This is a genomic window from Paenibacillus sp. J22R3, from assembly GCF_056269305.1.
In genome coordinates this window covers 766,425-779,035 of the sequence record NZ_JBWDNS010000003.1, presented here as the reverse complement: position 1 = coordinate 779,035, position 12,611 = coordinate 766,425, and the positions used below count along the sequence as shown (strand labels likewise).

Annotated in this window: 7 protein-coding genes; all 7 read left to right on the top strand. The window is 51.5% G+C overall.

Going from position 1 to position 12,611, the window contains the following annotated elements; translation table 11 throughout:
* Positions 1 to 2: 2 nt before the first annotated feature.
* The 7 genes from AC0YN4_RS18175 (at position 3) to AC0YN4_RS18145 (ending at position 12,510) form a co-directional block, all read left to right on the top strand.
* A complete protein-coding gene (locus tag AC0YN4_RS18175) occupies positions 3 to 557 on the top strand; it encodes a DNA-3-methyladenine glycosylase I (RefSeq protein ID WP_475784384.1) in 555 nt (184 codons plus the stop codon).
* 122 nt (positions 558 to 679) lie between these two features.
* On the top strand, positions 680 to 1,429 hold the full coding sequence (locus tag AC0YN4_RS18170) for a phytanoyl-CoA dioxygenase family protein (protein WP_475784383.1): 750 nt from the start codon (positions 680 to 682) through the stop codon (positions 1,427 to 1,429).
* A gap of 669 nt (positions 1,430 to 2,098) precedes the next feature.
* Positions 2,099 to 5,926 (top strand): glycosyl hydrolase 53 family protein, encoded by a 3,828-nt coding sequence (locus AC0YN4_RS18165; protein WP_475836382.1) that lies wholly within the window; start codon positions 2,099 to 2,101, stop codon positions 5,924 to 5,926.
* Positions 5,927 to 6,051: 125 nt separating this feature from the next.
* Entirely contained in the window at positions 6,052 to 7,101 is a 1,050-nt protein-coding gene (locus AC0YN4_RS18160) for a glycoside hydrolase family 53 protein (RefSeq protein WP_475836381.1), read from the top strand.
* Positions 7,102 to 7,303: 202 nt separating this feature from the next.
* Complete coding sequence (locus tag AC0YN4_RS18155; RefSeq protein WP_475784380.1) at positions 7,304 to 9,064, top strand: sensor histidine kinase; 1,761 nt, start codon at positions 7,304 to 7,306, stop codon at positions 9,062 to 9,064.
* Positions 9,057 to 10,658 (top strand): response regulator, encoded by a 1,602-nt coding sequence (locus AC0YN4_RS18150; protein WP_475836380.1) that lies wholly within the window; start codon positions 9,057 to 9,059, stop codon positions 10,656 to 10,658. Before AC0YN4_RS18155 ends, AC0YN4_RS18150 begins: the two co-directional genes overlap by 8 nt.
* A 112-nt stretch (positions 10,659 to 10,770) precedes the next feature.
* On the top strand, positions 10,771 to 12,510 hold the full coding sequence (locus AC0YN4_RS18145) for a type 2 periplasmic-binding domain-containing protein (protein ID WP_475784378.1): 1,740 nt from the start codon (positions 10,771 to 10,773) through the stop codon (positions 12,508 to 12,510).
* Positions 12,511 to 12,611: the final 101 nt, after the last annotated feature.

Sequence of the window (12,611 nt, the reverse complement as noted above, 5' to 3'; positions counted from 1 at the left end):
ATATGACAGCACGTTGTGCCTGGGTCAATGAGGACCCTATATATATCGACTACCACGATCATGAGTGGGGAGTCCCTGAGCATGAGGATCGGAAATTGTTCGAGATGCTGGTACTGGAAGGGGCACAGGCCGGATTAAGCTGGTATACCGTGCTGAAGAAACGCGAGGGCTATCGGAGAGCGTTCGATGGATTTGATCCCCATATAGTGGCTGCATACGACGAGGCCAAGGTTACTGAGTTAATGGCAGATGACGGTATTATTCGGAATCGACTCAAGATCCAATCGGCCATCACGAATGCAAAATGTTACTTAAAGGTTCAAGCGGAATTCGGCAGCTTTGATGCTTACATCTGGCAGTTTATCGGCGGCGCGCCAATCCGGAATCATTGGAGCACTAGAAGTGAGGTACCGGCAACCACTCCGCAATCCGATGCCATGAGCAAGGATCTCAAGAAACGCGGCTTTAAGTTCGTCGGTTCGACGATCTGCTATGCGTATATGCAAGCCTGCGGCATGGTGGATGACCATTCGTTGGACTGTGATTATCATAAATAAAGCCGATACTATTGGCAGAACTCCGCTTGTCCTTTATGATGGGTATCGAGGGCGACATGTATAAATCTGGAAGGGAACTCTCGACCTCGTGAAACGAATCGCGATAAGGAGGAACTATCGTTATGAAGCTCACGTACGAACAGAAAAAGTCCATGCTCACCAACGGTTATATTCATATCAAAGGCGCCATTCCTAAAGTCATGATTGACCACGCAGTAAAGCATATTAATCATTCCGTTGGGCAAGGGATGCCGCCGGAGCTGATGCCCACATTTCGCGCGCAATCCTACTGCCCGGAGCTCTCTGACAAACCGCCGATTACCGGTTTGTTTAACGACACGCCGATAAAATCTTACGTAGATGAGCTGCTCGGTGAAGGGATGTCCCACCCGATTACTGGCGGTCAGATCGCCCTGCGTTTTCCTACGCTGCAGGATCCGCCTACCATTCACGCGCCTCACCTGGACGGAATGTATACGCCGACCAATGGGGTCAAGGAAGGGACGATCGGCAATTTCTCGATGCTAGTCGGTGTGCTGCTTAGTCCGGTTCGCGAATCGTTTGCCGGGAACTTTACAGTCTGGCCGGGCACGCATACGACTTATGAGCAGTATTTCCGCGAGCATACACCGGATGCTTTGTTTAATGGCATGCCTCCAGTCGAGCTGCCGGAACCGGTTCAGACAATAGGAGAACCCGGTGATGTGTTCCTCGTTCACTATCAGCTCGCGCATACCGTAGCTGCGAACGCCACTCCTAACACGAGATATGCGATTTTCTTCCGAGTCTCTCATATCGAGCACAAGCAGGATTGGAGAGCGCCGATGATCGATATTTGGCGGCATTGGCCGGGGATTCGTGCTATTCAATAGGGAGAGATTGACTAGAATGATAACCTAGATTCCTATATAAACTGTGGCTGAGCATTGAGATGCTTGGCCTTTTTTTGTTTTCTGGAAGTATGGGAAGGTCGAACGGAAGTCGAGGATGCCGAAATCGAACACTCCGAGTTCAAACTAACCAATCTGGCCGTGCGTGGGGGAGTGAGAGTTCAAAAAGTCAACTCTCACAGCCGAACCCGCTCAGAAAACTTCTAACGAATCGTACAGGGCTTATTTGCTGGATAATGACCCCGAAATAATTCTAACGAATCGTAGAGGTCCTATTTGGCGATTTCTGGGTGTTTGGGAGCTCATAACTTCGAAATAAGGTTTCTACGATTCGTTAGATTCTCAAAGCCCCGAAATTCTGCCCAATAAGGCTCCTACGATTCGTTAGAATTTCACAGGATGCAAGATGCGGAGTGTGAGATGTGGGGTGCGAGATCCGGAGTGCGAGATGCGTAGTATGAGGTGATCATATTTACTTTTTGTGGGATTACAGAATGCGAGAGACAAGCAAGTATGCCCTCCACCCTCCCTCTCCGCCCACCACAGAACTGCTTGTCAAAACTGTAGATATGTTCGTTTCGTGCCATACGTTCCGCCGCAGCCCTTCCCTATAATTGAAGATGTAGGACATCATCAGGGGAGGTAATTGGATTGAATCGTTCATATCATCGATTTCGTTTGAACCGGTGGAGACAAAGGATCTCGGGCTTGACCGCCGTCATTATGCTTCTTTCTATGGTCATTTCGGCTATTGCTGTACCGGGGAAGGCAGGGGCAACTGCCTCGAACTTGCTGACCAATCCCGGGTTTGAGGATGGATTGAATGGCTGGGATTATACATCACTCGAGGGGTCGGAGCCGGGGCCGGCCTCGACGCTTTCCATCTCGGGAAGCGATGTGCACACTGGAGCAGCCGCGGCGAGCTATTGGAACGGCAGTGCATACACGTTCAAGCTGAGCCAAACGGTGACCGGACTTACGAATGGTACCTACACGCTGAAGGCGTGGTCTTCCGGAGATGCGGGAAACAACAATTTCAAGCTGTACGCGGATAACTTCGGCGGCAGTGAGAAGCTGACAACGGATATCATTAACAGCGGCTGGGGTACGATTACGCCTTACACGGTCGAGGAGATCCAAGTCACTAACGGACAAGCGAAAATTGGTTTCGAGGTGAATAGTTTGGCGGGAAAATGGGGCTTTTTTGACGATGTGGAATTGGTGAGGGTGGAGGAGCCAGAGGAACCGACGGTCCCATCCGATGAGCCGTTTATCAAGGGTGCGGATATTTCAAGCCTTCAAGCCATTGAAGATGCCGGCGGCAAGTATTACGAGGGTGGTATCGAGCGCGATTTGCTGGATATTCTGAAGGATCATGGCGTGAACTACGTTCGGCTGCGCATCTGGAACAATCCGTTAGAGGCAGACGGCTTTAACGACAAAGCCCATAACATAGAGATGGCACAGCGGGTGAAGGAGAAGGGCATGAAGCTGCTGCTCGACTTCCATTACTCGGATTTCTGGGCAGATCCGGGCAAGCAAGTGAAACCGGAGGCATGGGCGGATCTGAGCTTCGACGAACTGAAACAAGCCGTCTATGATTACACGGCAGACGTCATGAACGGGTTGAAGGCTGCGGATGCCTACCCGGATATGGTGCAGATCGGCAACGAAATCAATCCGGGCATGCTGCTTCCGGACGGCTCCACTTCGGACTATAGCAAACTAACCGCTTTGCTGAAGCAGGGCATTCAAGCCGTACGCGACACAACTCCTGCGGAGCATAAGGTTAAGATCATGCTTCATCTGGCTGAGGGCGGCAACAACTGGGTGTTCCGCAGCTTCTTCGACGCGATGGAGACGGCAGATGTAGATTATGACGTCATCGGCATGTCCTTTTATCCTTTCTGGCATGGTCCGTTCCAGACGCTGAAGGATAACCTGAACGATATGGCGGACAGATACGGCAAGCAAGTGATCGTTGCCGAGACCTCCTACGGATTTACAGTTGAGGACGGCGATGGCTACCCGAACAATTTCACGCAAAAGGAAGCGGATGAAGCGGGTTTCCCTGCAACGGTAGAGGGGCAGAAGCAAGTGCTCACCACCGTCATGAACACGGTAGCGCATGTGCCGGGCGGCAAAGGAGCGGGTGTATTCTATTGGGAACCGGCTTGGATTCCGGTTCCGAAGGACAGTGAAGGTCACTTCCAGGCAGGCTGGAAAAGCGGCGAAGGCGCATCGTGGGACAATCAGGCTCTGTTTGATTTTCACGGCAATGTCCTTCCATCGCTAGATGCATTTCAGTTCGAGCCGGGCGATCTCGATACGAAGGCCGCGCTGACAGCAAAGAACCCCGAGGGGATCAGCGTCCCGGTTAATGAATCGGCAGAAACGGTATCGACGCTGCTGCCAGCAACAGCGGATGTGCTCTACAACGATGGCAGCATTGAGCCCGCGCCTGTAGAGTGGTCCACAATCGAACAGGATGATCTGAGCCGAATCGGTACTTTCGAGGTCGATGGACAGATTACAGGTACAGAGCTAGCAGTGAAGGTTCCGGTTACTGTAACGACCAATCGTAATCTCTTGCTTAACGGCAGCTTCGAGGATAGCACAGCCTTTGCGAGCTGGACGGTTACAGATGCAACTGAAGCAGCAAAAGTGAAGATGGATGCAGCGAATGCTTATGCAGGCACGAAAGCGGTCAATTATTATGCAAACGCAGCATTTACCTTCACGATGTCGCAGACCGTCACCGGCTTAACGAATGGCACCTATCTGCTTAAAGCAAAGATATCCGGCGGCGGCGGGGACAATGCAATCCATCTGTTTGCCCAAGACTTCGGTGCAGAAGCGGTGCAAAGCGGCAACATCGTCAATACGGGCTGGCAGAACTGGAACGATGCAGAGCTCGGCAGTATTCAAGTGACGAATGGTCAAGTCACTATTGGACTAACGGTGGATTCGCCTGCCGAAACTTGGGGTTGGATCGACTCCTTCGAGCTTTATAGGGAAACGCCTGTTGCCGAGTGGACAGAGGCGAAGGCAGTAACCGCTTCGAATGTTGGTACGAGCAGCGTGAAGCTGGCTTGGACCGGTGCAGCGGATGGGGATCAAATCGACAGCTACAAGATTTACAAGGACGGGAAACTCTTGACCACGGTAACCGCTGGAAACGCAACGGAATACACCGTTACGGGTCTAAGCGCGAATACAGCGTATAGCTTCAAGGTGGAAGCAAGCTTGGATGGTGAGATTTGGACGTCCACAGGTCCGTCAACAACGGTACAAACCGCTCAAGAATCAAGCCCCGTAATAGGGCCGGTAACTTCAACAAACGATTCAGCACCATTCGCCATTATGGCGAGCAGCTTGTCCGCCAACGCAGATGGTAAGGTAGAAGTCGCTCTTCCGACAGGCAAGACGGCCGTAACCCTTCCGGCCCAAACGGCGGAGCTGCTGGGAACTCACCCGCTTACTCTGAATACAGAGAAGTTTACGCTGAGCATTCCGTCATCGGTGTTCCAGCAGTTGGCGGCTCTCGGCGGCAGCTTGGCAGACAGCACGATTACGTTGACACTTGCTCCTTTGGATAAGGATGCAGCCAGCACTCAAACAGCTCTATTAGAGAAACAGAACGATGCAGCTATCACAATCATCGGTCAGGTCTATGAATTTAAGCTGTCGATCCGTTCGAAGGATGGCAAGGAAACAAACCTGTCGCAGTTCAAAGAACCACTCACCATTCGCTTCTCGTCTACAGGCATCACCGATCCAGAAATTGCCGGTATCTTCTACCTTACGGATGACGGCAAAATGGAATATATCGGGGGCACTCGAGAAGCAGCAACGGATAGCATCACGGCGGACATCCACCATTTCAGCAAGTACGCGCTGCTGCAAGTAGAGCAATCCTTCTCGGATGTGTCGCCACAGCATTGGGCTTACAAGAACATTCGCCAGCTGGCAGCCAAACAAGCCGTGAGCGGAACAGGCGAAGATCGCTTCGAGCCTAGCCGCACGATTACTCGCGCAGAATTTGCAGCTTTACTTGTGAAAGCATTGAAGCTCCAGCTCACGAATGCTGCCACTTCCGGCGCAACGACGTCATTCACCGACGTACCGGCCGAAGCATGGTTCGCCCCTTATGTGGCAAAGGCAGCTCAAGCTGGAATCATTACCGGTAGAAGCGCTGAGACATTTGACCCGAACAGCCCGATTACACGGGAAGAAATGGCCGTGTTAACGATGCGAGCTTATAGGATCGTACACGGAAACGGTAAACCGACTGCAGTGGAATCGCCTGGACCATTCGCTGATCAGAGTGAAATCTCGGCATGGGCTGCAACAGCCATCAACCAAGCTTCCGCACTCGGACTTGTGCAAGGGCAAGCGGCTGGCAAATTTGCACCGCAAGGTGCAACAACAAGAGCTGAAGCTGCCCAAGTGATCTGGAACTTAATACTCGAACAGTAGCACGCAGCTGTTTATGAAAACATTGGTAATCTTTAAATAACATCCTATAAGCCATGATGATTAAGCGCTTACAATAAATGTGGGAGCAGCAATGCTCTACACGCATCGCTTAAGGGGGATATGGGATGTTGAAGAAAGGCATTGGTATACTGCTTGTCTTGGCACTTTGTTTGTCGCTGGTATCGCTGCAAGCGGCGGTGAAACCGCAGGTGGCCGAAGCCGCCGCTCCGGCATTTGCCAAAGGAGCTGATATCAGCTGGGTGCCGGGTATGGAGGCGCAAGGGAAGAAGTGGAAGGACAAGAATGGGGTGCAGCGGGATATCATTGATATACTCAAAACCGATTATCAGATTAATTCCGTCCGAATCCGCGTATTCGTCAATCCATCCAGCGATTACGGCAACGGATACATGAACAAGGACCGTGCAGCTGATTTGGCGCTGCGGGCCAAGAATGCCGGCATGAGCATCATGCTTACGCTTCACTACAGCGATTCATGGGCCGACCCCAGCAAGCAAACGAAGCCGGCCGCATGGAGCAGCTTAAGCTTCTCGCAGCTGACCAGCACCTTGTACTCGTACACCGTAGATGTGATGAACACGATGAAGAATAAAGGCGTCACGCCGGACTGGGTACAGATCGGAAATGAAACCAATGACGGCATGCTCTGGAACGATGGCAAAGCATCCACGAATATGCAGAATTACGCAACGCTGATTACGACGGGGAACAATGCCGTCAAATCGGTGAGCAGCACCACGAAGACGATCGTACATGTGTCTAACGGATACGACAATTCGCTCTTCGTATGGAACATCGGAGGTTTGATCGGTAAAGGCGCGACCTTCGATATTATCGGGATGTCGCTGTATCCGTCCACCTCGGACTGGAGCACCAAGAATACACAAACGCTGAGTAACGCGAACAATATGATTTCCCGGTACGGCAAGTCGGTCATGATTTGTGAAATCGGCATGGCATACAGCTCGCCTTCAATAGCGAAGAGCTTCATTACAGATATCAAAACCAAGATTCGCGGCATCTCGGGCGGCAAAGGCTTAGGTGTCTTCTACTGGGAGCCTGAGGCGACCCCCGGTTACAACGGAGGCTATAATCTTGGTGCTTGGCAGGCGGATATGAAGCCGACAATTGCATTGGAAGGTTTCTTGAACTAGGTTACTAGGCTGCTGAACTAAGCTAGGCAACGCTACGCTAGGCGAGGTAACTTAGCCCAACAAGAGGATTCCCTCAGGCCGGCAACGGGTCTGAAGGGGAATCCTCTTCCCCGTTTATTCGCAAGCTTGGAGACAACCACGCCGCGGCTCCATTATAATGTTGAAGCATGTCATTACACCTAAGGCAAGGATGGGACGCGCGATGCCAAGAATGAATTTATTCAGCAAAATCGTCATCACACTGGCAGTTCTAATCGTGTTGATTGGGGGACTTTATTTCCTCTCCAATCAGACAAGCACGGATGTGCTGCGAAATGAGCTTAATAAGTCGAATACGAGCAAGCTCGACTTCTTCCAATCGCAGGTGGACGCGAATATGGACTCTGTCACGTTATGGCCGAATTTGCTCGTGCGCGATCCTGATATTTCTGAGCTGAGGGACATGGCTCCGATCGGGGAAGGTTCTCTTGACCTCGATATGATTAATTTAGTGAAACGAATTCAACAGAAGATAAGCACGCAGGAGAGCTCTATTAACTGGAAATGCTCGCTTTACATATACTCGCCTCGACTTGGCCGCGTCATCACCGTTAATGATGTTCGCAGCTATGACGATGTGGCACTCAAACAGCGGCTGCGGCAAGGCTGGCATGTGAGGAAGGATTCGCCGGATGCCACGAATAGCTATGAATTCTCGCTGCTAACCGTCACGCCGTATTATGCGATGAATCGAGCTGAGGATGCCGATCTCATTATCGAGGTACGCTTCAACAGCAGCAATATCGTCGGCATGCTGGATGAATTCAACAGCGACGGCAGGCGCAATCCGTTCTTCTACAAGCAGGACGTAGGGACGATTTTTAACAACACGGCTGACCGGAGCGTCGCGCAGGAGCTGGTAGGCAAGCTGGAGCAGCAGCATCTGATGGATATCAGCAATCAGACGATTGAGCTGAAAGGCATCAAGTATTTGGTCAATACGAAGCAGTCGCCGGTGACGCAGTGGTACCTGGTCGACTATATCCCTTATAGCGACGTCATAGGCCCGATTCAGAAGACGAACAATCTGTTCTATGCCACGCTGGTTTCATTGCTCATTATGGGCTGCGTGATGGCTTATCTCTTGTACGCGCAGGTTCAAGTACCGATGAAGCGGCTCATTCAGAGCTTCCAACGGCTCAAGCAAGAGGACTATTCCGTTCGACTCGTGCCCAAAGGAAACGGCGAATTCAGCTACGTGTTCATGCGATTCAATTCCATGGTAGCGCAAATTCAGGAGCTGTTCGGCACCGTTTATTTAGAGAAAATCCATGTGCGGGAAGCGCGGCTCAAGCAGCTGCAATCGCAAATTAATCCCCATTTCTTCTATAACTGCTTCTCGTTTATATCGAGCATGGCTAAGTTAGAGAACTACAAAGCAATCGTGGCCATGTCTCAAAATCTATCTGCCTACTACCGCTATACGACGAGACAGGAGCGAGGTGTGGTGAAGCTGGCGGAGGAGCTGGATTTTGTAACGAGCTATCTGGAAATCCAGCGGCTTCGCATGAACCGGCTGCATTTTGAGGTGGAGCTCCCCTCCTGGCTGCGACATCTGGACATTCCGCCGCTGCTCATTCAGCCGCTTGTGGAGAATGCTGTCCTGCACGGCATCGAAGGTCGAGCAGGTGAAGGCATTATCCGGCTCACCGCGAAGGAGGAGGACGGAGAAATCCAAATCCGCGTAGAGGACAACGGCAAAGGGCTTGATGAAGCGGGAATCCGATCGCTTATGAATAAGCTTGCAGAGCCAATGGGAGAAGAGACAGGCTGCGGATTATGGAACGTCAACCAGCGACTGCTGCTGCGGTACGGAGAAGGAGCGGGGATGACCATTGCGGGCGGAGAGCAAGGCGGCCTCATCGTAACGCTGCATTGGCCCAAACAGCACAGTGACGGAAAGGAGATTGGAGAGCATGATTGAAATTTTGCTCGTGGACGATGAGTCCTATGTGACGGAAAGCTTGATGAAGACCATTCCTTGGGAAGCGCTGAACGTCCGTACTGTCTATACGGCTGCTTCTGCCATGGAAGCCATTACGATCATGGAGAGTCAGTCGATCGATATCCTCGTGACGGATATTCGGATGCCGGAGATGGACGGTCTTGCGCTTGTTCGCTTGGTAAGCGAGCGGTGGCCTGATATGAGGAGAATTCTACTCACAGGCTACTCCGATTTTGAATATGCCAAGAAGGCGATTCAGCTGCAGGTGTCCGATTATATTCTGAAGCCTGTCGATGATGATGAGTTTATGCGGAGCATACTAGGTGCGATTGAATCCCTCAAGGATGAGTGGGAGGAAGCGGACCGCTACCACCGGCTGCTCTACGATATGAAGTCGGACCATTCCGTGCTCAAAGAAAATCTCATGAATGATCTGCTGCTTGGCAGGCAGTTATCGAGCCAGACCATTGGAGATAAGCTGCGTCAGTATGCACTTCCGATAAGTTTGGATGCTCCTTCTTTCCTGATGCTGATTCAGCTGGGGAGCCATTTTGCCGATTATGACCCGCAGTCGGTGCGGCTCATTGAGTTCGCGGTCGGTAATATCGCCGAAGAAGTGCTGGGCTCATCGTTCAACGTATGGCACAGCAAAGCGCCGCATGATTGTCTCGTTCTCCTGATCTCCGGTGAAATCAGGCCGCTGCGGGCAGAAATGGAGAAGCTCGCAGGTGAAGTCGGCATGCAGGTGCGCACCCATCTCAAAGGCGACATCTCCATTGTCGTCAGCCCGTGGTTCGAATTTCCGAGCAAGCTCTCAGCCGCTTATCGCAGTGCGCTTGGTGCCTTGCTCCAGCATGGAAGAACGAACGAAGCGTCGATTCTGTTTCAGGAGGATTACCCCGAGAATCGGTATTCGGTGAAATCGATTGAGGCACTGTATAAGCCGCCAACGCTCATTCATTTGCTAGAGTCGAAGCAGTGGAAGGCGGCTGAAGAGAAGATTGGCGAAGTGTTCGGCTATTTGGAAGCGGAGAAAACATTCATTACGATGGAGCATCTGTACGAAGTGTATCTATGCATCACGAATGCTTATCTCTACCTCGTTCATAAGCAAGGGCTGTTGAGCCACCAGATTGAAGGCTTGGAGTTCGATCTCATGCTGAACCAGAGCGTGCTGCAGTCACCGGAGCGGTTGCGCAAATGGGCACTGCTCTCGCTGGAGAAGCTGAAGCAAGAGATGTCCGAATCGGATCGCTATACGAAGAGCCATATGATTAAACAGGTACAGGAGCTCGTCACGCAGGACATTGGACTTGATATTTCGGTCAAAACAATTGCCGATAAAGTGTATCTGCATCCGGTCTATCTCTCGAAGATTTACAAGAGCGAGACAGGAGAGAGTCTTGGCGATTTCATCATTCGTATCCGGATGGAGAAGGCACTCTACCTGCTTAAGCATTCCAATAAGAAAATCTACGAGATTACCTCGGAGCTGGGCTACCAGAATCCGCAATATTTTAGCAAAATGTTCAAGAAGCATTATGGCATGACACCGAATGAGTACCGGGACTAAGCGTGCAGAAAGGTTGGCAAAGGTGCAGAAATCTTCGCTAAGTATCATAGGTTCAGCACCTATACTTCCCTATAATTAATCTTGTAAGACATAAACGCGTAGGGGGAAGAACATGACAACCACATGGAAAAAGGGGATTTTCGCAGCATCCGCGCTTATGCTGATTGCTTCCGGTCTGGCAGCATGCTCCGGCAATAACGAGAATGGCGGCAGCGCTAACGAGAACAAGAACGCGGCTTCCACGGAGCAGAGCAATGCGAAGAACAACACAGCAGCGAACACGACGGAAGAAGCGAAACCGGAGAGCGCTTATAAAGACAAATACGACCCGGCCGTTACCATCTCTACCGTATGGGGCGTTGACCCTGCACTGAAATTCAAGAACGGTGAATCCATCGAGAATAACGTTTCTACCAAATGGGCGCTAGATACGCTAGGCATCAAAATCGATTCGCTCTGGTCCGTAACCGATACGAATAATGCTTTTGCAACGAAGCTTAGGCTTTCGATGTCTTCCGGTCAGGATCTGCCGGATGTGGTGACGGTCGGCGACTCTCAGCTGGCGCAAGATCTGATCGAAACCGGCGCGTTCCGCGATGTGGGCGAGCTGTTCGACCAGTATGCGAATGAGAAGTGGAAAACCGCGATGAGCCTCGACTCAAACGTCTGGAATCCTTATATCCGCGATGGCAAGAAGATGGGTATTCCGGTTCTTGATTACGCATACAACCACGATTACCTGCTGTGGATCCGCCAAGACTGGCTGGATAAGCTGAATTTGCAAGCACCGAAGACGCTCGATGATTTGGAGAAAATCATGGATGCGTTCAAGAATCAGAATCCGGACGGTCTGAAGCCGGATAAAGTGGTACCTTTGTCCATCGGCTTCAAGTCGACCATGAACACGTGGATGGGGGATCCATCTTGGATCTTCGGCGCTTACGGCACGATCCCGGCACAATGGAATCAAGCGGCTGACGGCAGTCTGGAGTGGGGTTCTGTTAATCCGGCTTCCAAGCAAGCGCTGGAGAAGCTGAAGCAATGGCGCGATAAAGGCTATATTCCTAGTGAGGCAGCAATCTGGGATGAGAATAAGACCGCGGAGCCTGCGGTTGCAGGAACAGCGGGCATCATTCCGGGACCTTACTGGATGAGCGGCTGGCCGCTGCTGGATACAGCGAAGAACGTACCTTCCGCAGTTTGGAAACCGTATGCACTTCCTACAGGACCTGACGGCAAAGCTGGGCGTCATGGCACTAACTTTACGAGCGGCGTAACGCTGATCAATAAGGACATGGAGCATCCGGAAGCGATTTTCACGTATCAGAATTACCTGTTCGATCACCTGGCCGATCCGCAAACGGGCAGCGATTGGGATCTTGGCGTATTCAAGGGTTATGACTACGATCTAGACGCTAACAACAACCCGCTCTACCTGGACAAAATCCCCGGCGGCGAAGTAAACATCAACCGCTACTGGCTCGTGAAGGACGGCGCACGTATTCCGGATGCTCAGATGAAAGCACTCTTGAAGCTGGCTGACGGAAGCGAAGCATCGACGAAGCTGGAGAAAGAAGTGAAGAACAACTACGGGCCGGAAACGCCTGCTGCAGCGAAAGTGCTGTTGTCGCAGCCTGATATCTCGTTCAAAGACTTGTTCACAGGACCAGCAACGCAAACGATGCAATCCAAGCTGGACTACTTGAAGAAAATCGAGCTGCAAACGTTCAACGAAATCATCTATGGCAAGAAGGGCTTGGACAGCTTCGACCAATTCGTCGCAGACTGGAAATCCTCTGGCGGCGACAAAATGACGCAAGAAGTCAATGACTGGTACAAGAGCACCAAATAACCCGACACCGGGGCAGCTGGGCAACCGGCTGCTCTTTTTTTAAAAGTTGTTGGTGAATGCCGCCGAAATTCACAGCTCGCAGTGGCTAGGTTGCAGTCCGA

Excerpts from the sequence above, each read along its gene's own strand:
- AC0YN4_RS18175 (WP_475784384.1), top strand. The coding sequence starts at position 3 with ATGACAGCACGTTGTGCCTGGGTCAATGAGGACCCTATATATATCGAC.
- AC0YN4_RS18170 (WP_475784383.1), top strand. The coding sequence starts at position 680 with ATGAAGCTCACGTACGAACAGAAAAAGTCCATGCTCACCAACGGTTAT.
- AC0YN4_RS18160 (WP_475836381.1), top strand. The coding sequence starts at position 6,052 with ATGTTGAAGAAAGGCATTGGTATACTGCTTGTCTTGGCACTTTGTTTG.
- AC0YN4_RS18155 (WP_475784380.1), top strand. The coding sequence starts at position 7,304 with ATGCCAAGAATGAATTTATTCAGCAAAATCGTCATCACACTGGCAGTT.
- AC0YN4_RS18150 (WP_475836380.1), top strand. The coding sequence starts at position 9,057 with ATGATTGAAATTTTGCTCGTGGACGATGAGTCCTATGTGACGGAAAGC.
- AC0YN4_RS18145 (WP_475784378.1), top strand. The coding sequence starts at position 10,771 with ATGACAACCACATGGAAAAAGGGGATTTTCGCAGCATCCGCGCTTATG.